21 protein-coding genes are annotated in these 24,405 nt (G+C 55.9%); 20 read left to right on the forward strand and 1 reads right to left on the reverse strand.

Translation table 11 applies throughout. The features are described from left to right. The 18 genes from nuoE to menE all read left to right on the forward strand — a co-directional run bounded on the left by nuoE (position 1) and on the right by menE (position 20,522). Entirely contained in the window at positions 1 to 537 is a 537-nt protein-coding gene (gene nuoE, locus TU92_RS10480) for an NADH-quinone oxidoreductase subunit NuoE (RefSeq protein ID WP_244207705.1), read from the forward strand. Then, positions 534 to 1,904, forward strand: coding sequence for an NADH-quinone oxidoreductase subunit NuoF (gene nuoF / locus TU92_RS10485; RefSeq protein WP_112166919.1), 1,371 nt, complete (start codon positions 534 to 536; stop codon positions 1,902 to 1,904). Before nuoE ends, nuoF begins: the two co-directional genes overlap by 4 nt. 143 nt (positions 1,905 to 2,047) lie before the next feature. After that, complete coding sequence (gene nuoG, locus TU92_RS10490; protein ID WP_112167391.1) at positions 2,048 to 4,774, forward strand: NADH-quinone oxidoreductase subunit NuoG; 2,727 nt, start codon at positions 2,048 to 2,050, stop codon at positions 4,772 to 4,774. Next, positions 4,771 to 5,748 carry an NADH-quinone oxidoreductase subunit NuoH gene (gene nuoH, locus TU92_RS10495; protein ID WP_112166921.1) on the forward strand — a complete coding sequence of 326 codons (978 nt, stop codon included), beginning with the start codon at positions 4,771 to 4,773 and terminating at the stop codon, positions 5,746 to 5,748. Before nuoG ends, nuoH begins: the two co-directional genes overlap by 4 nt. 14 nt (positions 5,749 to 5,762) lie before the next feature. Next, positions 5,763 to 6,305 (forward strand): NADH-quinone oxidoreductase subunit NuoI, encoded by a 543-nt coding sequence (nuoI, locus tag TU92_RS10500; RefSeq protein ID WP_112166923.1) that lies wholly within the window; start codon positions 5,763 to 5,765, stop codon positions 6,303 to 6,305. A 12-nt stretch (positions 6,306 to 6,317) separates the two neighbouring features. Further along, positions 6,318 to 6,875: an NADH-quinone oxidoreductase subunit J gene (gene nuoJ, locus TU92_RS10505; protein ID WP_112166925.1), complete on the forward strand. Its 558-nt coding sequence runs from the start codon at positions 6,318 to 6,320 to the stop codon at positions 6,873 to 6,875. After that, on the forward strand, positions 6,872 to 7,174 hold the full coding sequence (gene nuoK, locus TU92_RS10510) for an NADH-quinone oxidoreductase subunit NuoK (protein WP_004936014.1): 303 nt from the start codon (positions 6,872 to 6,874) through the stop codon (positions 7,172 to 7,174). The genes nuoJ and nuoK overlap by 4 nt, the downstream gene beginning before the upstream one ends. Further along, positions 7,171 to 9,018: an NADH-quinone oxidoreductase subunit L gene (nuoL, locus tag TU92_RS10515; RefSeq protein WP_112166927.1), complete on the forward strand. Its 1,848-nt coding sequence runs from the start codon at positions 7,171 to 7,173 to the stop codon at positions 9,016 to 9,018. The genes nuoK and nuoL overlap by 4 nt, the downstream gene beginning before the upstream one ends. A gap of 96 nt (positions 9,019 to 9,114) precedes the next feature. Further along, positions 9,115 to 10,644, forward strand: a complete 1,530-nt coding sequence (gene nuoM / locus TU92_RS10520) for an NADH-quinone oxidoreductase subunit M (RefSeq protein WP_112166929.1) — start codon at positions 9,115 to 9,117, stop codon at positions 10,642 to 10,644. Between the two features lie 6 nt (positions 10,645 to 10,650). Then, a complete protein-coding gene (gene nuoN, locus TU92_RS10525; protein ID WP_112166930.1) occupies positions 10,651 to 12,111 on the forward strand; it encodes an NADH-quinone oxidoreductase subunit NuoN in 1,461 nt (486 codons plus the stop codon). Positions 12,112 to 12,305: 194 nt separating this feature from the next. After that, the gene (locus TU92_RS10530; RefSeq protein WP_112166931.1) at positions 12,306 to 12,821 is read left to right on the forward strand and encodes a DUF1097 domain-containing protein; all 516 of its coding nucleotides are present in this window, start codon (positions 12,306 to 12,308) and stop codon (positions 12,819 to 12,821) included. Between the two features lie 103 nt (positions 12,822 to 12,924). Further along, a complete protein-coding gene (locus TU92_RS10535) occupies positions 12,925 to 13,233 on the forward strand; it encodes a DUF883 family protein (protein WP_112166932.1) in 309 nt (102 codons plus the stop codon). Positions 13,234 to 13,506: 273 nt separating this feature from the next. After that, positions 13,507 to 14,844 (forward strand): isochorismate synthase MenF, encoded by a 1,338-nt coding sequence (gene menF / locus TU92_RS10540; RefSeq protein ID WP_112166933.1) that lies wholly within the window; start codon positions 13,507 to 13,509, stop codon positions 14,842 to 14,844. Between the two features lie 22 nt (positions 14,845 to 14,866). Next, positions 14,867 to 16,540 carry a 2-succinyl-5-enolpyruvyl-6-hydroxy-3-cyclohexene-1-carboxylic-acid synthase gene (gene menD, locus TU92_RS10545; protein ID WP_112166934.1) on the forward strand — a complete coding sequence of 558 codons (1,674 nt, stop codon included), beginning with the start codon at positions 14,867 to 14,869 and terminating at the stop codon, positions 16,538 to 16,540. Next, positions 16,537 to 17,334: a 2-succinyl-6-hydroxy-2,4-cyclohexadiene-1-carboxylate synthase gene (gene menH / locus TU92_RS10550; protein WP_112166935.1), complete on the forward strand. Its 798-nt coding sequence runs from the start codon at positions 16,537 to 16,539 to the stop codon at positions 17,332 to 17,334. The genes menD and menH overlap by 4 nt, the downstream gene beginning before the upstream one ends. After that, positions 17,321 to 18,178 (forward strand): 1,4-dihydroxy-2-naphthoyl-CoA synthase, encoded by an 858-nt coding sequence (gene menB / locus TU92_RS10555; protein WP_112166936.1) that lies wholly within the window; start codon positions 17,321 to 17,323, stop codon positions 18,176 to 18,178. The genes menH and menB overlap by 14 nt, the downstream gene beginning before the upstream one ends. Next, complete coding sequence (menC, locus tag TU92_RS10560; RefSeq protein ID WP_112166937.1) at positions 18,178 to 19,167, forward strand: o-succinylbenzoate synthase; 990 nt, start codon at positions 18,178 to 18,180, stop codon at positions 19,165 to 19,167. Before menB ends, menC begins: the two co-directional genes overlap by 1 nt. Beyond that, positions 19,152 to 20,522 carry an o-succinylbenzoate--CoA ligase gene (gene menE / locus TU92_RS10565; RefSeq protein ID WP_112166938.1) on the forward strand — a complete coding sequence of 457 codons (1,371 nt, stop codon included), beginning with the start codon at positions 19,152 to 19,154 and terminating at the stop codon, positions 20,520 to 20,522. The genes menC and menE overlap by 16 nt, the downstream gene beginning before the upstream one ends. Before the next feature lie 97 nt (positions 20,523 to 20,619). Here the strand turns inward: menE and TU92_RS10570 are convergent, their stop codons facing one another. Next, positions 20,620 to 22,053, reverse strand: a complete 1,434-nt coding sequence (locus TU92_RS10570; RefSeq protein ID WP_112166939.1) for a catalase — start codon at positions 22,051 to 22,053, stop codon at positions 20,620 to 20,622. A 337-nt stretch (positions 22,054 to 22,390) separates the two neighbouring features. Here TU92_RS10570 and TU92_RS10575 point away from each other — a divergent pair, with 337 nt between their 5' ends. Then, positions 22,391 to 22,936 carry a YfaZ family outer membrane protein gene (locus TU92_RS10575; protein ID WP_112166940.1) on the forward strand — a complete coding sequence of 182 codons (546 nt, stop codon included), beginning with the start codon at positions 22,391 to 22,393 and terminating at the stop codon, positions 22,934 to 22,936. Between the two features lie 130 nt (positions 22,937 to 23,066). Further along, positions 23,067 to 24,272, forward strand: coding sequence for a nicotinamide mononucleotide deamidase-related protein YfaY (locus TU92_RS10580; protein WP_112166941.1), 1,206 nt, complete (start codon positions 23,067 to 23,069; stop codon positions 24,270 to 24,272). Positions 24,273 to 24,405 lie beyond the last annotated feature (133 nt).

A 24,405-nucleotide genomic window follows, 5' to 3' on the forward strand; every position in this document is an offset into this window, starting at 1 on the left:
ATGACAGATATCAATAAAGACTCAGGCGTTCAGTACATCAACATCAGCGAGCCGGTGGTTACTCCGGTATTTGAGCTGAGTGATGCTGAACGTGAAGCGATTGAACACGAGAAACATCACTACGAAGATGCCCGTGCGGCCTCCATCGAAGCGTTGAAGATCGTGCAAAAAGCGCGTGGCTGGGTGCCTGACGGCGCTATCTACGCGATCTCCGATGTTCTGGGCATTCCAGCCAGCGACGTGGAAGGTGTGGCAACGTTTTACAGCCAAATCTTCCGCCAGCCGGTAGGTCGCCATGTGATCCGTTACTGTGACAGCGTGGTGTGCCACATCACCGGTTATCAGGGGATCCAGGCCGCTCTGGAACAACAGTTGCACATCAAGCCGGGTGAAACGACCGAAGACGGACGTTTTACTCTGCTGCCGACCTGTTGCCTTGGCAACTGTGACAAAGGCCCGTCGATGATGATCGATGAGGACACGCACAGCCGCCTGACACCAGAAGCTATCGGCCAGCTACTGGAGCGCTATGTATGACAATCAACGGTTATACGCCAAGACACATTGAACGCACGCCGGAAATGCATCCGCTGACCTGGCGTATGCGTGACGATGAGCAGCCGGTCTGGCTCGACGAATACCGCAGTAAAAACGGTTACGTCGGCGCAGAGAAGGCGCTCAAAAGCATGGCGCAGGATGAGATAGTCAATCTGGTAAAAGACGCTGGCCTGAAAGGGCGCGGCGGCGCAGGTTTCTCCACCGGTCTGAAGTGGAGCCTGATGCCAAAAGACGAAAGCATGAATATCCGCTATCTGCTGTGTAACGCCGATGAGATGGAACCCGGTACGTACAAAGACCGCATGCTGATGGAGCAAATGCCGCACCTGCTGGTTGAAGGCATGCTGATCTCGGCTTTCGCGCTGAAATCTTACCGTGGCTACATCTTCCTGCGTGGTGAATACATCGAAGCTGCTGTGAATCTGCGTCGCGCGATTGCGGAAGCCACAGAAGCGGGTCTGTTGGGTAAAAATATTCTCGGTACCGGTTTTGACTTTGAACTTATCGTCCACACCGGTGCGGGTCGTTATATCTGCGGTGAAGAAACCGCGCTGATTAACTCACTCGAAGGCCGCCGCGCTAACCCGCGTTCCAAGCCACCGTTCCCGGCCTCTGCCGGTGCCTGGGGGAAACCGACCTGTGTGAACAACGTCGAAACCCTGTGCAACGTGCCTGCCATTTTGGAGCACGGCGTGGATTGGTACAAAGGCATGTCAGCGGGCAAAAGCGAAGATGCGGGTACAAAACTGATGGGCTTCTCCGGCCGGGTGAAAAATCCGGGCGTTTGGGAATTGCCTTTCGGAACGACTGCACGTGAAATTCTTGAAGACTATGCCGGCGGTATGCGCGATGGCCTGAAATTTAAAGCCTGGCAACCGGGCGGCGCAGGGACAGACTTCCTGACCGCTGATCATCTGGATCTGCCGATGGATTTCGCCAGTATCGGCAAAGCCGGTAGTCGTCTGGGTACTGCGCTGGCGATGGCCGTCGATCACGAAATAGGCATGGTACCGCTGGTACGTAACCTGGAAGAGTTCTTCGCCCGTGAATCTTGTGGCTGGTGTACCCCGTGCCGCGATGGTTTGCCGTGGAGTGTGAAGATCCTGCGCGCGCTGGAGCGTGGTGAAGGCCAGCCGGGAGATATCGAAACTCTCGAACAGCTTTGCCGCCAACTGGGTCCGGGCAAAACCTTCTGCGCACACGCGCCGGGTGCCGTGGAGCCATTGCAGAGTGCGATTAAATATTTCCGGGAAGAGTTCGAGGCGGGCATCGCCAAACAGCATTACAGCAACGCGCGGGCGATTGGCGGTATTCAGCCAAACAACCTGCTGAAACAGCGTTGGTAGTGAAGGCAACAGGCAGCGGACGTGAGCCCGCTGTGCGCGAAATCCCAAAACAAGGGACGCGCTGTCGATTGATAGACGCCAACCCGGCAAGAATTTTTGATTAACGCCCGCCGTCAGGTGGGCCACGTGGAAGCATGCTGACTATGGCTACGATTCATGTAGACGGCAAAGAATACGATGTAGACGGAGCGGACAACCTGTTGCAGGCTTGCCTCTCTCTCGGCCTCGATATTCCTTATTTTTGCTGGCATCCGGCGCTGGGAAGCGTCGGCGCTTGCCGCCAATGTGCGGTTAAGCAATACCAAAACGCGGAAGATACGCGCGGTCGTCTGGTGATGTCATGTATGACACCAGCGTCCGATGGCACCTTCATTTCCATCGACGACGGCGAAGCGAAAGAGTTTCGTGAGAGCGTTGTGGAATGGCTGATGACCAACCACCCGCATGACTGCCCGGTGTGTGAGGAAGGCGGTAACTGTCACCTGCAGGATATGACAGTGATGACCGGCCACAGTATGCGCCGTTACCGCTTCACCAAGCGTACCCATAACAACCAGGATCTCGGCCCGTTCATCTCTCACGAAATGAACCGCTGTATCGCCTGCTACCGTTGTGTCCGTTACTACAAGGATTACGCCGACGGCACCGATCTGGGTGTATATGGCGCGCACGACAACGTCTACTTCGGTCGCCCGGAAGATGGCCCGCTGGAAAGCGAGTTCTCCGGTAACCTGGTAGAAGTCTGTCCGACCGGTGTGTTTACCGATAAGACCCACTCCGAACGCTACAACCGTAAATGGGACATGCAGTTTGCGCCAAGCATCTGCCAGCAATGTTCCGTTGGCTGTAACACCAGCCCGGGTGAGCGTTATGGCGAATTGCGTCGAATCGAAAACCGTTACAACGGTACCGTAAACCACTACTTCCTTTGCGACCGTGGTCGTTTCGGTTATGGCTACGTCAACCTGAAAGATCGTCCTAAGAAGCCATTGCAGTTACGTGGCAACGACTGGATCGAACTTAACGCCGAACAGGCGATGCAGGGCGCGGCGGATATCCTCCGTCAGGCGAAGAAAACCATCGGTATCGGTTCTCCGCGTGCCAGCCTTGAAAGCAACTTTGCACTGCGCGAACTGGTGGGAGCCGAAAACTTCTACACCGGTATTAATGCCGCAGAGCAGGGCCGTCTGCAATTGATGCTCAACGTATTGCGCAACAGCGGTGTTCACACACCTGCGCTGCGTGAAATTGAAGAGTACGATGCGGTGCTGGTGCTGGGCGAAGACCTGACGCAGACCGGCGCACGTATCGCGCTGTCTGTTCGTCAGGCAGTAAAAGGTAAAGCACGCGCGATGGCCGCCGCTCAGCGTGTGGCTGACTGGCAAATCGCTGCGGTGCAAAACATCGGTCAGCATGCTAAACACCCGCTGTTTATCACCAACGTAGACAACACCAAACTCGACGATATCGCGGCTTACAATTACCGTGCGCCGGTAGATGAGCAGGCCCGTTTCGGCTTCGCTATCGCCCACGCGCTGGACAATTCAGCCCCGGCGGTCAACGATCTGGCCGATGGCCTGAACAAGAAAATCGACGTGATCGTGCAGGCACTGACCGGTGCGCGCAAGCCACTGATCATCACCGGTTCCAACGCCGGTTCTGACGCTATCATTGAAGCGGCGGCAAACATTGCCAAAGCACTGAAAGTGGCAGGCAGCGATGTCGGCATTACTTTCGTAGCTTCGGCCGCCAACAGCATCGGCCTGTCGATGATCGGCGGTGGATCGCTTGATGAAGCTCTTGAGTTACTGACTCAGGGCGACGCAGACAGCGCCATCGTGATGGAAAACGACCTTTATCGTCAGGCACCTGAAGCGAAAGTGGATGCTGCGCTGGCCAACGTGCAGAACCTTTTGGTCGTTGACCATCAGCGCACGCGCATTATGGATAAAGCCACTCTGATCCTGCCTGCGGCGAGTTTCGCAGAAAGTGATGGCACGCTGGTGAATCAGGAAGGCCGCGCTCAGCGCTTCTTCCAGGTTTACGATCCGGCTTACTACGACACCACCGTCGCGATGCTGGAAAGCTGGCGCTGGATGCACTCGCTGCATTCTACCGTCAACAGCCGTCATGTGGACTGGACGCAGCTTGATCACGTAATCGAAGCCTGCGTCGAGGCACTGCCGCAGCTGAAAGGCATGGTTGAAGCGGCACCTAACGCCAGCTTCCGCATTCGCGGACAGAAACTGGCGCGTTCTCCGAACCGTTCCAGTGGACGTACGGCGATGCGCGCAAACATCAGCGTTCACGAACCGCGTCAGCCGCAAGACAAAGACACCATGTTTGCCTTCTCGATGGAAGGTAACAACAGCCCGACAGCTAACCGCAACCAGGTGCCATTCGCCTGGGCGCCAGGCTGGAACTCACCCCAAGCCTGGAACAAATTCCAGAGCGAAGTTGGCGGCAGTCTTCGTCATGGTGATCCGGGTGTGCGTCTTATCGAAGCAGGGGAGGGGAGTCTCGAGTACTTCACCACGATCCCTGCCGTCTTCACCGCGACCGAAGGGAACTGGCGTATCGCGCCTTATTACCATCTGTTCGGCAGTGAAGAGATGACGCAGCGTTCTGCTGTAATTCAGCAACGTATGCCAGCGCCTTATGTGATGGTTAACCCGGCCGATGCCGCACAGTTAGGCGTGAACGCCGGTTCTCAGGTGGAATTCACCTGCGCCGGTCAGTTGCTGAAACTGCCGGTGCGGTTGAGTGAAACCCTGAATCAGGGCCAGCTTGGCCTGCCGCTGGGGCTGCCAGGTATTCCACCGATTCTGGTAGGCACTACGGTTGAAAATCTGCGGGAGGCAGCACAATGAGCTGGTTTACACCTGTCGTGATCGATTCGCTGATCGCTATCCTGAAAGCCATCGTGATCCTGCTGGTCGTCGTGACCTGCGGGGCCTTCATGAGCTTCGGTGAGCGCCGTCTGCTCGGTCTGTTCCAGAACCGTTACGGACCAAACCGTGTCGGCTGGGGCGGATCCCTGCAGCTGGTTGCCGACATGATCAAGATGTTTTTCAAGGAAGACTGGGTACCTAAATTCACCGACAAAGCCATCTTTACACTGGCTCCGATGATTGCGTTTACGTCCCTGCTGATCTCCTTTGCGATCGTTCCGGTCAGTCCGACCTGGTTCGCCGCAGATCTGAATATCGGTATTTTGTTCTTCCTGATGATGGCTGGTCTGACTGTCTATGCGGTGTTGTTCGCTGGCTGGTCCAGTAACAACAAATACTCGTTACTGGGTGCGATGCGTGCATCCGCCCAGACGCTGAGCTACGAAGTGTTCCTCGGCCTGTCGTTGATGGGCGTCGTGGCGCAGGCAGGGTCTTTCAACCTGCAAGACATCGTCATCTCTCAGGCGCACATGTGGAATATCATTCCGCAATTCTTCGGCTTCGTGACCTTTGCGATTGCCGGCGTGGCCGTCTGTCACCGCCACCCGTTTGACCAGCCGGAAGCCGAGCAGGAATTGGCCGATGGTTACCACATTGAATATTCCGGTATGAAATTCGGTTTGTTCTTCGTGGGGGAATACATCGGTATCGTGACCGTCTCTGCACTCATCGTCACCTTGTTCTTCGGTGGCTGGCAGGGTCCGTTCCTTTACCCGGTGATCTGGTTTGCGCTGAAAACGGCGTTCTTCATGGTGATGTTCATTTTGATCCGTGCTGCTTTACCGCGTCCCCGCTACGACCAGGTGATGTCATTTGGCTGGAAAGTTTGCCTGCCACTGACCTTGCTTAATCTGCTGGCGACCGCTGCGGTCATCTTGTACAACGCGCAATAAGGGGTGATGAAACCATGACATTGAAAGACTTAGTGGTCGGGTTCGGGACCCAGGTTCGTAGCTTGTGGATGATAGGCTTGCATGCCTTCGCCAAGCGCGAAACCCAGATGTACCCGGAAGTACCGGTCAATCCACCTCCGCGTTACCGTGGTCGTATCGTGCTGACGCGCGACCCCGACGGTGAAGAGCGCTGCGTTGCCTGTAACCTGTGTGCGGTAGCCTGTCCGGTAGGCTGTATTTCTCTGCAAAAAGCAGAACATAAAGATGGCCGCTGGTATCCGGAATTCTTCCGCATCAACTTCTCACGCTGCATCTTTTGCGGTCTGTGTGAAGAAGCTTGCCCGACAACAGCGATTCAGCTGACGCCGGACTTCGAAATGGGTGAATTCAAGCGCCAGGATCTGGTGTACGAAAAAGAAGATTTGTTGATCTCTGGACCGGGTAAGTATCCGGAATATAACTTCTACCGGATGTCCGGTATGGCCGTTGACGGCAAGCCGAAAGGCGATGCGGAAAACGAAGCCAAACCGATCAACGTCAAAGGTCTGTTGCCCTAAGGAGCCGCAAGCATGGAATTTGCATTTTATATTGCAGCCCTGGTGGCCGTGTTGGCGACATTGCGTGTTATCACGCACACCAACCCGGTACATGCACTGCTGTATCTGATCGTCTCTTTGCTGGCGATTGCGGCGGTGTTCTTCTCGCTCGGCGCCTATTTCGCCGGTGCGCTGGAGATCATCGTCTACGCCGGGGCCATCATGGTGCTGTTTGTGTTCGTGGTGATGATGCTGAACCTTGGCAACGTCCAGGAACAGGAACGCGCATGGTTACAGCCTTCGACCTGGATCGGGCCATCGATTCTGGCCGTGGTGCTGCTGGGCGTAATGATCGCCTCTATCGTGGGTCTGCACGATCACGGTATCAAAGGTGACATGGTTGACGCGAAAGCGGTCGGCATCGCGCTGTTTGGTCCTTACGTTCTGGCGGTTGAACTGGCGTCAATGCTGCTGCTGGCCGGTCTGGTCGTAGCGTTCCACATTGGTCGTGAACATAAAGCGGGTGAAGTCTTTGGTGACGCACCGGCCACGACGGAAATGGCGAAAAGAAAAACGGAGGAGAGAGCATGATCCCTCTACAACATGGCCTGATCCTGGCCGCGATCCTCTTTGTGTTGGGTCTGACCGGACTGCTTGTTCGTCGTAACCTGCTGTTTATGCTGATCAGTCTGGAAGTGATGATCAATGCAGCGGCGCTGGCGTTCATTGTGGCAGGAAGCTATTGGGGTCAGGCAGACGGTCAGGTGATGTACATCCTGGCAATCAGCCTGGCTGCGGCGGAGGCCAGTATTGGTCTGGCGTTGCTGCTGCAACTGTATCGCCGTCGCCACACCCTGAATATTGATACTGTCAGTGAGATGCGCGGATGAACTTACTCTATTTAACTATTCTGTTCCCGCTGATTGGCTTCCTGTTACTGGCCTTCTCACGCGGTCGCTGGTCTGAAAATACGTCGGCTACGGTTGGCGTGGGTTCGATTGGTCTTGCAGCATTGACCACCGTGTATGTGGGCATCAACTTCCTTAGCCAGAAAGCGGCGGGCGTTGAGGTTTTCAACCAGACATTGTGGAACTGGATGCAGGTCGGGGATTTCAATATCTCCGCAACGCTAACCCTCGACGGTTTGTCGATGACCATGCTTTCCGTGGTTACCGGCGTCGGCTTCTTCATCCACATGTTCGCATCCTGGTACATGCGCGGTGAAGAGGGCTACTCTCGCTTCTTCGCTTACACCAACCTGTTTATCGCCAGCATGGTGATTCTGGTACTGGCAGACAACTTACTGCTGATGTATCTCGGTTGGGAAGGTGTAGGCCTGTGCAGCTACCTGCTGATCGGTTTCTATTACACCAATCCGGCTAACGGCGCGGCAGCAATGAAAGCCTTCATTGTGACTCGCGTTGGTGACGTGTTCCTGGCGTTCGCACTGTTCATCCTTTACCGCGAGCTCGGTACGCTGAACATTCGTGAACTGATGGTGCTGGCACCACAGAAACTGGCGGTCGGCGATACGGCAATTACCTGGGCAACCCTGATGTTACTGGGTGGCGCAGTGGGTAAATCCGCACAGTTGCCGTTGCAGACCTGGCTGGCAGACGCCATGGCCGGTCCGACACCGGTTTCCGCGCTGATCCACGCCGCGACCATGGTGACCGCCGGTGTTTATCTGATTGCACGTACACACGGCCTGTTCCTGATGGCGCCGGAAGTACTGCATCTGGTGGGCATTATCGGTGCCGTTACGTTAGTGCTGGCGGGTTTTGCCGCGCTGGTGCAAACCGACATCAAACGCGTACTTGCTTACTCGACCATGAGCCAGATTGGTTACATGTTCCTGGCGTTGGGCGTTCAGGCGTGGGATGCAGCGATCTTCCACCTGATGACGCACGCGTTCTTTAAAGCACTGTTGTTCCTTTCTTCCGGCTCGGTCATTTTGGCCTGCCACCACGAACAGAACATCTTCAAGATGGGTGGATTGCGTAAATCCATTCCGCTGGTGTATGTCTGCTTCCTGGTCGGTGGTGCGGCGTTGTCTGCCTTGCCAATCATTACCGCAGGTTTCTTCAGTAAAGATGAAATCCTTGCCGGTGCGCTGGCTAACGGTCATCTCAATCTGATGGTTGCCGGTCTGGTCGGTGCGTTTATGACCTCGCTGTACACCTTCCGCATGATTTTCATCGTGTTCCACGGCGAAGAAAAAATCAAAGCTCATGCCGGTAAAGGCATCACTCACCACCTGCCGCTGCTGGTGTTACTGGTTCTGTCCACCTTCATTGGCGCAATGATTGTTCCGCCACTGCAAGGCGTACTGCCGGAAACCACTGAGCTGGCGCATGGCAGCGTGCTGACCCTGGAAATCACGTCAGGCGTGATTGCGATTGCCGGTATTCTGCTGGCGGCGGCCCTGTACCTGGGTAAACGCTCGCTGGTCAACAGCATCGCGAAAAGTGCCCCGGGCCGTTTCTTCACGACCTGGTGGTTCCACGCCTGGGGCTTCGACTGGCTGTACGACATGATTTTCGTGAAACCGTATCTGGCTATCGCGAAACTCCTGCAGCGTGACCCGCTGAACTCGATGATGAATCTGCCTGCGATCTTTACCCGTCTGGGTAACCGCGGTCTGACCCTCAGCGAAAACGGTATGGTCCGCTGGTACGTCGCGTCGATGGGGCTGGGTGCAGTGGTAGTACTTGCACTGCTGCTGGTGATTTAAGCCTGTCTTACGAGTGTCATTATCAATGCCGGTTTGTCTGTCTGACCGCCGGCAAGTGAAATAGCCTACGGGCATAAAAGAAGGGAACGACACGCCATGCTATTACCTTGGCTAATATTTATCCCCTTTATCGGCGGGCTGCTGTGCTGGCAGACTGAGCGCTTTGGGAGCAAAGTACCGCGCTGGATCGCGTTGATTGCGATGGGGCTGACGCTGGCTCTTTCCGTGCAATTGTGGTTGCAGGGAGGATACTCATTAACATCACCTGCGGGCATTCCACAGTGGCAATCCGAGTACTCGGTGCCGTGGATCCCTCGCTTTGGTATCAGCTTCCATCTGGCACTGGACGGTTTGTCCCTGCTGATGGTTGTACTGACGGGTTTGCTCGGCGTACTGGCGATCCTCTGTTCGTGGCGTGAAATCCAGAAGTATCAGGGTTTCTTCCACCTGAACCTGCTGTGGATCCTCGGCGGCGTTATCGGCGTGTTCCTTGCCATCGACTTGTTCCTGTTCTTCTTCTTCTGGGAAATGATGTTGGTGCCGATGTACTTCCTGATTGCTCTGTGGGGTCACAAAGCGTCAGACGGTAAAACGCGTATCAGCGCAGCAACCAAGTTCTTCATCTATACGCAGTCCAGCGGTCTGGTCATGCTGATTGCAATCCTCGGTCTGGTGTTCGTGCACTACAACGCGACCGGTATCTGGACATTCAACTACGCTGATCTGCTGAAAACGCCGATGTCGAATAATGTTGAATATCTGCTGATGCTGGGCTTCTTCATCGCCTTTGCGGTGAAAATGCCGGTGGTACCGTTGCACGGTTGGTTGCCAGATGCGCACAGTCAGGCGCCAACTGCAGGTTCCGTTGACTTAGCGGGTATTTTGCTGAAAACCGCTGCTTACGGGATGTTGCGTTTCTGTCTGCCGCTGTTCCCTAACGCTTCGCATGAATTCGCCCCGATTGCTATGTGGCTGGGTGTGATTGGTATCTTCTACGGTGCGTGGATGGCCTTTGCGCAGACTGATATCAAACGTCTGATTGCTTACACGTCTGTCTCGCACATGGGCTTCGTGTTGATTGCTATCTACACCGGCAGCCAGCTGGCGTACCAGGGCGCAGTGATTCAAATGATTGCACACGGTCTGTCCGCAGCCGGTATGTTCATCATCTGTGGTCAGCTATACGAGCGTCTGCATACCCGCGATATGCGCCAGATGGGCGGACTGTGGGGACGCATAAAATACCTGCCAGCGTTGTCACTGTTCTTTGCCGTGGCGACCTTAGGGATGCCGGGTACCGGTAACTTTGTGGGTGAAATCATGATCCTGTTTGGCAGCTTCCCGGTTGTACCGGTGATCGCTGTCATCTCGACCTTCGGTCTGGTATTTGCCTCGGTGTATTCCCTGGTGATGATGCAGCGCGCTTACTACGGTAAAGCGAAGTCTGACCAGCCGCTGCCAGGCATGACCGCACGCGAATTGTCGATCATTCTGTTACTCGTTGTATTGCTGGTGGCGTTGGGTCTGTATCCGCAGCCAATCCTCGATACTTCAAGTGCAGCGATGACCAACATTCAGCACTGGTTCGGGTCATCAGTTTCCACTATTTCAACGACAAGGCCGTAACTCGCCATGACATTTACACTTCAAAATCTGATCGCACTATTACCGCTGATGATCGTCGGATTGACGGTGGTGGTGGTGATGCTGTCCATTGCGTGGCGACGCGACCATTTTCTTAATGCCACACTGACAGTCATCGGGCTGAACGTTGCCTTACTTTCCCTGTACTACGTCGGGCAGGCCGGGCCGCAGGACGTCACGCCGCTGCTGCGTATTGACGGTTACTCGATGTTTTACATCGGGCTGGTATTGCTGGCGAGTCTGGCAACCAGCACATTTGCCTACCCGTGGCTGGCCGGTTATCCGGACAACCGCGAAGAGTTCTATCTGTTAGTGCTCATCGCGGCCATGGGCGGCATTCTGCTGGCATGCTCTAACCATCTGGCGTCAATGTTCCTCGGAATCGAACTGATTTCCCTGCCATTGTTTGGTCTGATTGGTTATGCCTACCGCCAGAAACGCTCACTGGAAGCAGCCATCAAATACATGCTGCTGTCTGCTGCCGCATCATCTTTCCTGTTGTTCGGTATGGCGCTTCTGTACGCACAGTCAGGGGATTTGTCCTTCGCGGCGCTGGGTAAAAACCTGGCAGATGGCGTGATGTTACACCAGCCGCTGTTGCTGGCGGGCCTCGGTATGATGATCGTCGGTCTGGGCTTCAAGCTGTCGCTGGTTCCATTCCACCTGTGGACACCCGATGTGTATCAGGGCGCACCTGCACCGGTATCGACCTTCCTGGCCACCGCCAGCAAGATTGCCATCTTTGCCGTGGTCATGCGTCTGTTCCTGTACGCACCGGTGGCCGACAGCGAAGCGATTCGTATCGTGCTGGGCATTATTGCCTTCTGCTCGATTCTGGTCGGTAACATCATGGCGATCAGTCAGAACAACATTAAACGCCTGCTCGGTTACTCCTCCATCGCACACCTCGGCTACTTGCTGGTGGCGCTGATTGCGGTGCAAACCCATCAGCTGTCGATGGAAACCGTCGGTGTGTATCTGGCCGGTTATCTGTTCAGCAGCCTCGGTGCGTTCGGTGTGGTCAGTCTGATGTCCAGCCCGTACAAAGGCCCGGACGCAGAATCACTGTTCTCCTACCGCGGTCTGTTCTGGCACAAGCCGATTCTGTCTGCGGTCATGACCGTGATGATGTTGTCACTGGCCGGTATCCCGATGACCCTTGGCTTTATTGGTAAGTTCTACGTGATTGCTACCGGTGTGACCGCGCATCTGTGGTGGCTGACCGGTGCAGTCGTCGTAGGTTCGGCTATTGGTCTTTACTACTATCTGCGTGTGACCGTGAGTCTGTACCTCAGTGCGCCGGAAACGCTGGTTCGTGACACACCGAATAACTGGGCGTTAACGGCTGGCGGCGTCGTGGTACTGATTTCCGCGATTCTCGTGCTGTTGCTGGGTATCTTCCCGCAACCGCTGATCACGCTGGTTCAGATGGCACAACCGATGCTCTGATCAAGAGTGCAATGCATGATAAAGCCGCTCACCTGAGCGGCTTTTTTAGTCAATAATGCTCATTAGTGTGACTTAAATCACATTTATATGTACGTTCAGCATAAAATTACATTCAATTTGTGATCTCGCCCATTCCATTCTTCCCGCCAATGAGTACACTTCGCGCTTGTCCAAATTTGCGCAGGTTTTAAACCATGAATGTTTTAGTAATGATCGCGATCACTACCGGGATCCTCTCTGGTATCTGGGGCTGGGTGGCTATCAGCCTGGGTCTGATCGGCTGGGCGGGATTCCTCGGTTGCACGGCCTATTTCGCCTGCCCTCAGGGCGGCCTGCGCGGACTGGCGATCAGCACGCTGACCTGCATGAGCGGCGTCTTCTGGGCTGTGGTCATCATCGCGGGCAGCGCTATTCGACCCGAGTGGAGCATTCTGGGTTACATGCTGACCGGCGTCGTGGCGTTCCTGATGTGCATTCAGGCACGCCAGCAGTGGCTGGCGTTTGTGCCTGGCACATTCATTGGCGCTTGTGCGACATTTGCGGCACAGGGCCACTGGCGTTTGGTGGTCATCTCATTGCTGGTTGGACTGGTTTTCGGATACGCGATGAAAAACAGCGGATTATGGCTGGCGAAACAGCGCGAGAAGCAGCTGCTGGACGCGAAAAATACGCACGCACTCGGTCAGGCAAAAGGCTCGGAAGGTTCTTAAAACCCCGTTTTTATGGAAGTTTATGTGAAATCTCACAGGCAATTCATCCCGATCTGCGCTAGGGTTAAAGGCAAGTGAACGATCACATCATAAGGAGATAACCATGGCTGACCAATTTGAAGCACAGCAGAATTCGTTAGATGACGATTTACGCATGCTGACTGAAACGCTGGAAGAAGTGCTGAAATCTTCCGGTGATAAAGCTGACGATAAATACGTTGAAATCAAGACCCGCGCAGAAGACGCGCTGAAAGACATCAAATCCCGTCTTGATCCGAAAGCCCGTTCATACTGCCGCAAAGCTCGTGACGTTGCCGAGCAAACCGACAGCTATGTGCGTGAAAATCCGTGGCACGGCGTGGGTGTCGGCGCTGCGGTAGGTTTAGTTGTCGGCCTGTTGTTGCGCCGCTAAACCGCAGACTGATTACCAGATAGCACCATGTAAAAACAATACCGCAGGGCAGCTTATGGCTGCCCTTGTTTTTTTCGTTTTTCTCGCTTGGATAATCCTTTTTTCTCCTCCTATACTCCTTCCTATCTGACTGCACTCACTGCAGCTTGATCTGTCGCATATTTTCATTTTTCGTAACGCCGCATAATTCATCCGTAATTGATCCAACCCGTTTTTTGATCCAGAAGGGCATTTCTGCCCGTCACAAAACATCCGGTATGGCCCGAGGTAGCGGTGAAACAAATCTCAGCAATCATTGACCAGCTTGATACAGCGCTCGCAGGCGAATGGCCTGACGCGCCGGGCATCCGGCAGCTCAGTTATTCCCTGCAAAAACAGCCTGATACGGGTCTGCTTGAATGGTTGTCAGCGCAACCCTGCTACCCGAAATTCTATTGGCAACAGCGCGACGGCCACGAAGAAGCCGCCGTCTGCGGCGATTGCTGTTCTTTCGGCGATATGCAGCGGGCTCAGGAATTTATCCGCCAGCATCAGGACATTTCCGATCTGCACATCTGGGGCCTCAATGCCTTCAACGGTGCTGACTCTTCTGACGTCCCCGCAAATGCGCTGTTTTTGCCGCGCATCGAACTCTGCCGACTTGGCAACACTTACTGGCTGCGCTGCACGTTATTCAGCGCGGTTTCGCTGCATGAAGAAGCGCACCGCACGCGATTGTTCCTCCGTTCGCTGGTCGCCAGTCGCGCGTTACCGCCCATCACTTCCCGCGTCGTTCAGCACCAGCATTTACCCGCAGAGCCGCAATGGAACCAGCTTATTACCCGCGCACTGAAAAGTATCGAACAGCAGAGGTTTGACAAAGTCGTGCTGGCGCGCAAAACCACTTTGACGCTCAGTCAGCCGCTGAATGCCTGCGCGTTCCTCGCCGCAAGCCGCGCGGTGAATCATCATTGCTATCATTTTATGCTGGCTTTCACGCCGCAACAGGCGTTTCTTGGTTCCAGCCCGGAACGTCTTTTTCTGCGCGATCACACCGAGCTTTTCACCGAGGCGCTGGCCGGCACGGTAGCTAATCATTCTGATAATCAGAAAGCCCATGAACTCGGCGAATGGCTGCTCAGCGACGGAAAAAATCAGCGTGAAAACCTGCTGGTGGTCGATGATATTTGCCAGCGTTTGCAGGGCGGGGCTCACTCTCTGGATGTGATGCCCGCTGAAATCCTGCGACTGCGCAAAGTGCAGCATCTGCGCCGTAGCATCCACGGTGAACTGACTGACGCAGACGATGCGGGATGTTTGCAACGTCTGCAACCTACCGCCGCCGTGGCCGGATTACCGCGTCAGGCGGCGCGTAAATTTATCGCCGAGCATGAACCTTTTGACCGCCAGTGGTACGCCGGTTCCGCCGGGTATCTGAGCAATGAACAAAGCGAATTTACCGTGGCGCTGCGTTCAGCGGCGGTGAAAGGACATCATCTGGAACTCTTCGCGGGCGCAGGAATTGTCGCCGGTTCCGATGCTGCACAGGAATGGCAGGAGATCGAAAATAAAGCCGCAGGATTGCGGACTTTACTGGAAGAACACTACACGCCTGTCGTTCAGGCCGGATAATCCGTTGCCGGGAGAGTCATTCATGTCCGTTGCCGTCTTCAATCGCCGCTGGGCGACGCTGATCCTTGAGTCGCTGACACGCCATCAGGTTAAGCATGTCTGCATTGCGCCGGGTTCGCGTTCCACCGCGCTGACGCTCGCGGCAGCAGCGCATCCGCATCTCATCTGCCACACCCATTTTGACGAACGCGGCCTCGGTCATCTTGCACTCGGTCTGGCGAAAGCCAGCGGCACGCCGGTGGCGGTGATAGTGACCTCCGGCACGGCGGTGGCGAACCTCTATCCGGCACTGATCGAAGCCAGTCTGACCGGCGAAAAACTTGTTCTGCTGACCGCCGACCGTCCGCCGGAATTGATTGACTGCGGCGCCAATCAGGCTATCCGCCAGCCTGGAATGTTCGCCAGCTATCCGGTGCAGGCGCTGGATTTACCACGTCCGACCCCTGAAATCAGCGCGCGCTGGCTGGTGTCGGCCATCGACAACGCGATGGCGCAGCAAACCCACGGCGCGGTCCACATTAACTGTCCGTTCGCAGAACCGCTTTACGGCGAGGATACCGGCGAATATACCGAATGGCTGGAGCAGCTAGGCGACTGGTGGCAGGGGCATCAGCCGTGGCTGAGTTTCGCGCCGGTGCAGAATTCTCCCGCGCAGCCAGACTGGTTATCCTGGCGACAGAAACGCGGCGTGATTATCGCCGGGCGGATTTGCGCGCATGAAAGTGAATTGCTGGTGCAGTGGGCTGATAAGCTCGGCTGGCCGTTGATCAGTGACGTACAGGCTGCGACCGGCAATCCGCTGCCGTACGCCGATTTATGGCTGGCATCACCGCAGGCGAAAAGCGTGCTTGAGCGCGCGCAGCTGGTGGTGCAGTTCGGTGGCGGGCTGACCGGTAAACGGTTATTGCAATGGCAGGCAGCCTGCCAGCCAGAAGAATACTGGCTGATCGATGCACTGCCGGGGCGTCTGGATCCGGCACAGCATCGCGGTCGTCGTATTCAGACTCCGGTCCCGGCGTTTCTGCTTCAGCATCCGGCGCAGCATCAGCCCGACTGGGCGCCTGAGCTGGATGAGTGCGCCGCGCGTGCGGGTCACGCCATTGAATTACATCTCGCAAGTACGTTTGGCGAAGCCGCAGCCGCGTGGCAATTACCGTCTCTTTTACCGGAGCACGGCCAGCTGTTTCTCGGTAACAGTCTGATCGTCCGGCTGGCAGATGCCTTCGCGCAGTTGCCCGCCGGGTATCCGATTTTCGCCAATCGCGGCGCCAGCGGTATCGACGGTCTGCTCTCTACCGCGGCAGGCGTTCAGCGGGCTACCTGCAAACCGACGCTGGTGCTGCTCGGCGATATCTCTGCACTCTACGATTTGAACGCGCTGGCGTTGATGCGTCAGTGCTCTGCGCCGACGGTGATCATCGTGGTGAACAACAACGGGGGGCAGATTTTCTCTCTGCTGCCGACGCCCGAGGCTGAGCGTCAGCAGTTCTACTGCATGCCGCAGAACGTTGATTTTCAGCACGCCGCGGCGATGTTCGGGCTCGATTACGCCAGCCCGACCTCCATGACTGAGCTGCATGATGCGGTTACGCAATGCTGGCAGCACGGTGGGGTAAAACTGGTCGAGTTGAAAGTGAATGAAACCGATGGTGCGGAATGTCTGCGCAGTCTGGTCAGCGAGGCGAGCCAGTCATGACGCTGGCCTGTACGCGCCTGAATACCGACGTGAAAGGGCGTCCGTGGCTGGTGTTTCTGCACGGTCTGCTCGGCAGCGCCGATGACTGGCAGCCGCTGTTGGCACAATTATCCGGCTGGCCTTGTCTGCTGGTGGATTTACCGGGGCATGGCCGTTCGGCAGAGTTCACCGCCGCGGGATTTGCCGACGTCAGCCAACTGCTCACCGACACGTTGCAGCAGCAGGGAATTACGTCGTACTGGCTGATTGGCTATTCGCTCGGCGGACGCATCAGCCTTTATCACGCCAGTCAGGGCGACAGCGCAGGGCTGATGGGCGTAATAGTCGAAGGCGCACATCCGGGGCTGATCTGTCAGGCGGAGCGCGCGCAGCGCCGTCATCACGATCAGCAATGGGCAACGCGCTTCGTGCAGTTGCCGTGGAAGCAGGCGCTCACCGCCTGGTATCGCCAGCCGGTGTTTGCCAGCCTGACCGATGTGCAGCGCCAAAAGCTGATTCTGCTGCGTGAAAACAATAATCCCCACACTGTCTCCGCCATGCTTGCCGCCACGTCGTTGTCGGTTCAGCCAGATTTACGTCAGAAGCTGCATCAGCTTTCCCTGCCGCTGGCGTGGCTTTGCGGCAGCGCCGACACCAAATTTATCACCCTCGCGCAGCAGTCGGGTTTCGAACTGCGCACCGTCGCCAATGCCGGGCATAACGCCCATCGTGACAATCCGGCGGAATTTGCCCGTCAGGCGCTGGCATTCATTACTTCACCTGTTTTAAAGGAAGTTGAGCATGATTTATTCTGATGAAAAAGTACTGTACGCGCCGGTCGAATGGCGTGATTGCACCGGAGATTTTGAAGATATTCGCTATCACAAATCCACCGACGGCATCGCTAAAATTACCATCAACCGTCCTCAGGTGCGCAATGCCTTCCGTCCGCTGACCGTGAAAGAAATGATCCGCGCGCTTGATGACGCCCGCTATGACGAAGGTATTGGCGTGATCGTGCTGACCGGCGAAGGCGATAAAGCTTTCTGCGCAGGAGGCGATCAGAAAGTGCGCGGCGACTACGGCGGCTATCAGGATGCCAGCGGTGTGCATCATCTCAACGTGCTGGATTTCCAGCGCCAGATCCGCACCTGTCCGAAACCTGTTGTCGCGATGGTCGCCGGTTACTCCATCGGCGGCGGGCATGTGCTGCATATGATGTGCGATCTGACCATTGCTGCGGATAACGCCATCTTTGGGCAGACCGGCCCGAAAGTCGGCTCGTTCGACGGCGGCTGGGGCGCGTCGTATATGGCACGCATCGTTGGCCAGAAAAAAGCCCGCGAAATCTGGTTCCTGTGCCGCCAGTACGATGCGGCCGCTGCACTGGATATGGGGCTGGTCAATACCGTGGTTCCGCTGGCGGATCTGGAGAAAGAAACCGTACGCTGGTGTCGTGAGATGCTGGAAAACAGCCCGATGGCGCTGCGTTGCCTGAAGGCCGCGCTAAATGCTGACTGCGACGGCCAGGCCGGTTTGCAGGAGCTGGCGGGTAACGCCACGATGTTGTTCTATATGACCGACGAAGGTCAGGAAGGCCGCAACGCGTTTGTTGAAAAACGCCAGCCTGACTTCAGCAAATTTAAGCGGAATCCGTAATGCGCCGCGCCACGGTGTACCGGTACAGCCTGCCAATGGAGGCGGGCGTGGTGTTGCGCAATCAGCGACTGAAAACCCGCGACGGGCTGCTGGTTTCACTGTGGCAGGACGAGAAAACCGGCTGGGGTGAAATTGCGCCTCTGCCGGGGTTCAGCGCGGAAGATGTCACTCAGGCGCAGGAGGCGGTAAAGCACGGCCTGAGCCAGTGGATGCAGGGCGCGTCGCTGACGGCGGTTGCTTCAGCGTTCAGCGCCTTGCCGTCGGTGGCATTCGGCCTGAGCTGTGCCGATGCGGAGCTGCGCGGTGAGCTGCCTGACGTGCTGAGCACCCGCTGTGCGCCGCTGTGTCATGGCGATCCGAATGAACTGTATGCGCGTCTGGGCGCATTGCCGGGTGATAAGCTGGCGAAAGTGAAAGTCGGATTGTACGAATCGGTCGGCGACGGACTGAACGTCAGTATGTTGCTGGAAGCGCTGCCGGATCTGCGTTTGCGTCTCGATGCCAACCGCAGCTGGACGCTGGCGAAATCCGAAGGGTTTGCCCGCCACGTCGCGCCAGAACTGCGTTCGCGCATTGTCTTTATCGAAGAACCCTGCCAGACCCGTGAACAGTCTCGTGAGTTTGCCCGCGCTACCGGCATTGCGATTGCGTGGGACGAAAGCGTGCGTGACGCCGGTTTCACCGTGCAGGCCGAAACCGGGCTGGCGGCGATTATCATCAAACCGACCCTCACCGGCAGCCTGAACCGCTGCCGTCAGCTGATTTCTCAGGCGCACGCCGCCGGGCTGGAGGCTGTCATCAGCTCGTCTATCGAATCCAGCCTCGGGCTGACGCAGCTGGCGCGCATCGCACAATGGCTGACGCCGGATGCGGTGCCGGGACTGGATACGCTGGATCTCATGCAGGCACAGCTGATCCGACGCTGGCCGGATTCTGTATTACCGGTGATTGCCGAACCTGATCTGGAGGTGGTGTGGCAGAGCCAATGATGTCGGACTGGCCATGGCGCGTATGGGCGGCGCGTTCGCCGTTCGCCGTGGCCATTAAAGCAGGGGAAATCAGCTGGTGCTGGCGCGATTTACGCCACCGCATTGATTTACTGGCGGGCGGATTTATTCAGCAGGGTGTGCGTGAAGGCTCAGGCGTGGTGCTGCGCAGTAAAAATACCCCCGACGCGTTGCTCTGTTATCTGGCTCTCTTGCAGGCCGGTGCGCGCCTGCTGCCGCTGAATCCGCAACTGCCGCAAACCCTGTTTGATGAACTGCTGCCACAGCTGAATATCGATTTTATGGTCGATCTTACCGGTGTGCCTTTATCCCTTAACATCCCCTTATTAGCACTTCATCATGCTTTTTCAGAGCCTGTTGCTGACTGGCAGCCAGCTCGCATCGCTACTCTGACGCTGACCTCAGGCTCGAGCGGCTTACCGAAAGCCGCCGCGCACAGCGTAGCCGCGCATCTGGCCAGCGCAGAGGGCGTACTGGGGCTTATCCCCTTCACGCAGGCTGACCGGTGGCTGCTTTCGCTGCCGTTGTTCCACGTTTCGGGGCAGGGGATTATCTGGCGCTGGCTGTCTGCCGGTGCCACGGTGGTCGTTGCCGACGGGCAATCATTTGATGACGCGCTGGCGGAGTGCAGCCATGCCTCGCTGGTGCCGACACAATTATGGCGATTGCTTCAGCAGCCTGTATTACCGGCAAGCCTGAAAGACGTCCTGTTGGGCGGCGCGCACATTCCACAGGAACTGACTGTACAGGCTGAACGCGTGGGGATTCGTTGTTGGTGCGGTTATGGAATGACCGAGGCTGCATCGACGGTAACCGCCAAACGCGCTGACGGTTCGCCGGGCGTCGGACAGGCGCTGACAGGTAAAGACGTACGGCTGGTGATAAATGAAGTGCAGATCCGTTCACGCAGTCTGGCGGCAGGGTATTGGAAATCCGGCCAACTCACGCCATTGCCCGGCGCAGAGGGCTGGTTCAGCACCCGCGACCGTGGAGAATGGCAGGGTGAAGAGCTGCATATTGGCGGGCGTCTGGATAACGTCTTCTTCTGCGGAGGCGAGAACATTCAGCCGGAAGCTATCGAACGTATATTGCTGCAACACCCTGAAATTCATCAGGCATTCATTATCCCCGTGAATGATGAAGAGTTCGGCCAGCGGCCCGTCGCCGTTCTTGATGCCGAAATAACATTAGATTTTCACACCCTTACTGAATGGATTCAGGAAAAACTGGCGCGTTTTCAGCAACCAGTAAAGTACTGTGCGCTGCCTGAGCATCTGACGAACGGAGGCATTAAGGTATCAAGAAAAGCCATTGCCCTCTGGATTAACCCCCAATAAGCCCATTTTAAAAGCAGCAGGATGAATTAAATTATTCATTTCATGCAGATAAAAAAGGCCGCGCAATGCGGCCCTGATGTGTTTATTGCAGTAATAATCAGCCTTTCAGCGCCTGCTCAACGCCCGCTCCGTAAGCCGGATCGACTTTATAGAACAAGTCCAGCTGACGTCTCTGTGTTTCTGGCGAAGCGTGCTTCAGTTCACCGGCAATACGGCCAAACATGCGCTGATGTTCCTCATCAGACAACAGGTTGAACAGCAAACGTGGCTGAGTGAAGTAATCATCATCTTCGCGGTGATTCCAGTGATCCGCTGCGCCTTCGACAGACAATGGCGGTTCGCTGAAATCAGGTTGCTCCTGGAACAGACCGGCGCTGTTTGGCTCGTAGGTCACGCCGTTGCCGCTGTTGCCATCAACACGCATTGCGCCGTCGCGATGATAGTTATGGAACGGGCATTTCGGTGCGTTCACCGGGATCTGGTGATGGTTTACGCCCAGACGGTAGCGGTGCGCGTCGCCGTAGGAGAACAGGCGCCCCTGCAACATACGGTCAGGTGAGAAACCGATGCCGGGAACCACGTTTGCCGGGCTCATTGCTACCTGTTCAACTTCTGCAAAATAGTTTTCCGGGTTGCGGTTCAGTTCAAACTCACCGACTTCGATCAGCGGATAATCACTTTTTAACCAGACTTTGGTCAGATCGAACGGATTATAGGGCAGTTCAGAGGCTTCATGCTCGGGCATAATTTGCACGAATAACTTCCAGCGGGGAAAATCACCGCGCTCGATGGCGTCATACAAATCACGCTGAGAACTTTCACGATCGGTTCCCACCAGTTTCTCTGCTTCGTCATCCATCAGGTTTTCAATACCCTGCTGGCAACGGAAGTGGAATTTCACCCAGAAACGCTCATTCTCAGCATTGATAAAGCTGAACGTGTGACTGCCAAAACCGTGGATGTGACGATAAGAGGTCGGCAGGCCACGGTCGCTGACGTCGATGGTCAACTGATGCAGAGATTCAGGCAGGTGCGAGAAGAAATCCCATTTATAGGCCGGGTTACGCAGGTTGGTGCGCGGGTCGCGTTTCACCACGTGGTTCAGGTCAGGGAATTTCAGCGGATCGCGCAGATAAAACACCGGAGTGTTGTTGCCGACTAAATCCCAGTTGCCTTGCTCGGTATAGAACTTCATGGAGAAACCGCGGATGTCACGTTCTGCATCGGCTGCACCGCGCTCACCGGCGACGGTGGAGAAACGGATGAACATTTCGGTTTGCTTCCCGATTTCTGAGAAGAGTTTCGCGCGGGTGTATTTCGTAATGTCGTGGGTCACGGTGAAAGTCCCGTAAGCACCTGAACCTTTTGCGTGCATACGACGTTCAGGAATTACCTCACGATCAAAGTGAGCCAGTTTTTCGAGAAACCAGACATCCTGGAGTAAAAGCGGTCCGCGACGGCCTGCGGTAATGACATTATTATTGTCGACGACGGGCGCGCCGGCAGCGGTGGTCAGTCCTTTCTTTTCCATAACCCTCATTTCCTTGTATTGCGTAGATCGGGTGTGAATTGCGTAATCAACGATCACTTCTGACAGCAAATTTTCTGCATCCAGGCATGCGTTCCCCCTTCCATGGGAAAATTTACCTTAACGGCTAGTGTTTACCCTTACATTGATCATGGGCAAATAGGTAAGGCTTATTGTTCTGATTAAGAGAATAGAAATAGTGAATATAAATGTGTTTCTTTACATTTTATTTGCGAGCTAAGGGATTTTTAAAGCTCTGAAAGATGTCACCTTTCGGCAAATTAATTTAGACTGCGCACTAAATATTTCCCCACTGTTGTATGAATGTTCAGGAATGATGATGAAAAAAGTTATTGTAGCGGGCGCGGCCCTTGGCATGCTGCTGACGGCAACGTCTGCGAGCGCTATCAGCGTGAACGGTGAAGTCGGCGAGCACTACACTCATGTGGGCGCCGGTTTCGGCACCACTTCTCCAGGTCTTGCGCTGACCGGCGATTACACCCATAACGACGATGACGGCGACGTTGCGGGTCTGGGTCTGGGCTACAACATTCCACTGGGTCCTTTCATGGCGACCGTTGGCGGTAAAGGCTTGTACACCAATCCGAAAGACGGTGACGAAGGTTACGCAGCGGCCGTTGGCGGCGGACTGCAACTCCCAATCGCCAAAATGTTCACCTTATACGGTGACTACTACTATTCCCCGGATTCACTTTCCAGCGGCATCGGTAACTACAAAGAAGCGAACGCGGGCGTGCGTCTGACCGCTATTCCGTTAGTGACCGTGAGCGTGGGTTATCGCTACATGGCGCTGGACGGCAAAGACGGCAACCGCGATAACATCGTTGCGGACGGCGCATACGTCGGCGGCGCAGTGAATTTCTAAGGTTTACGTCTGAATCATAAAGCCTGCTTAGCAGGCTTTTTTTTCGTCTGTACTATCACTTTGTGCCTATGCGATTGTGTTTCGGCGTCAGCCTTTCTACAGTGGAAGGACAAAACGAGAGGAGAAAGTGATGCTTAGGGTTGAGATGCTCAGTACCGGCGAGGAAGTTCTTCACGGTCAAATTGTGGATTCAAACGCCGCCTGGCTGGCCAGTTATCTGTTCGATCAAGGCCTCCCGATGACCAGCCGTGAAACGGTGGGTGACAGTCTGGACGAGCTGGTTAACGTCATGAAAGAGCGCAGCCATATTGCCGATGTGCTGATCGTTAACGGCGGGTTAGGCCCGACCACTGATGATCTCAGCGCGCAGGCGGCGGCCATGGCGTGTGGCGTTGAACTGACAGAGGATGCCGGATGGATTGCCACCATGCAGGCTTTCTTCAACGAACGCGGTCGTCCGATGGCCGAGTCTAACCGCAAACAGGCGCAGATCCCGGCCAACGCCGAATTGCTGGACAATCCAGTCGGCACTGCCTGCGGTTTCAGCGTCAGGCTCAACCGTTGCCAGATTTTCTTCACGCCGGGCGTCCCTTCTGAATTTAAAGTCATGGTCGAACAGCAAATCGTTCCGCGCCTGCAAAAGCAGTTCCCAGCGCTGGAAGCCCCGCTGTGTTTGCGTCTGACGACCTTTGGGCGTGGCGAAAGCGATCTGGCGACTGAACTGGATAAAATCGAGATGCCTGAAGGCGTGGTGATGGGTTACCGCTCGTCTTCGCCGATCATTGAACTGAAAGTCACTGGCCCGCGTTCTCAGGAAGTGGCGATGCATCGGATTTTCGAGCGTGTGCGCGAAGTGGCGGGGGAGAGTACCATTTTCGAAGGTTTCGGCAGCCTGCCTGATCGCCTGGCCGAACGTCTGCTGACGCAAAATCTGCGTCTGGCGGTCAGTGAAAGTTATACCGGCGGCCTGCTGAACTGGCGTCTGCAAAGCGCCGGCGTTCCGCTTGCCAACGGCGAACTCCAGCCACAAGATGATGAGGCGTCCCCGGAAAAATCCCTCGAAAACTTATTGGCACGGGCGCAAACGCTGGCCGAAACCAGCGGTGCACAGCTGGCACTGGCCGTCGGGGCATTATCCGGCGACAAGCTCAGTCTGGCGCTGCATACGCCGTCAGGAACCAGCGGGTTAACCATCCGCTATACCGCGACGCGGCACGGGTTGACGTTGAGACAGGAGACTATCGCGATGGTGGGGATGGATATGTTGCGGCGGTATCTGAACGGGTGGGATCCGGTAGCGGAATATCCCTGGCTGGACCGGGTCGAGAAGGTCTAGTTATCTCATTTCAAAATCAAGCCCTGAAATGCTTTAAAACCAGTGCCCGGTTTGCTCCCCCCTCTCGCCGAGGGAGGAGCAAACCGGCAGGGTTTTGCGACGCCGCTACCTGAAATTGAATTAGTTTTTAGAG

This window comes from Rahnella inusitata (assembly GCF_003263515.1).
In the GTDB taxonomy this organism is placed as follows: Bacteria; Pseudomonadota; Gammaproteobacteria; order Enterobacterales; family Enterobacteriaceae; genus Rahnella; species Rahnella inusitata.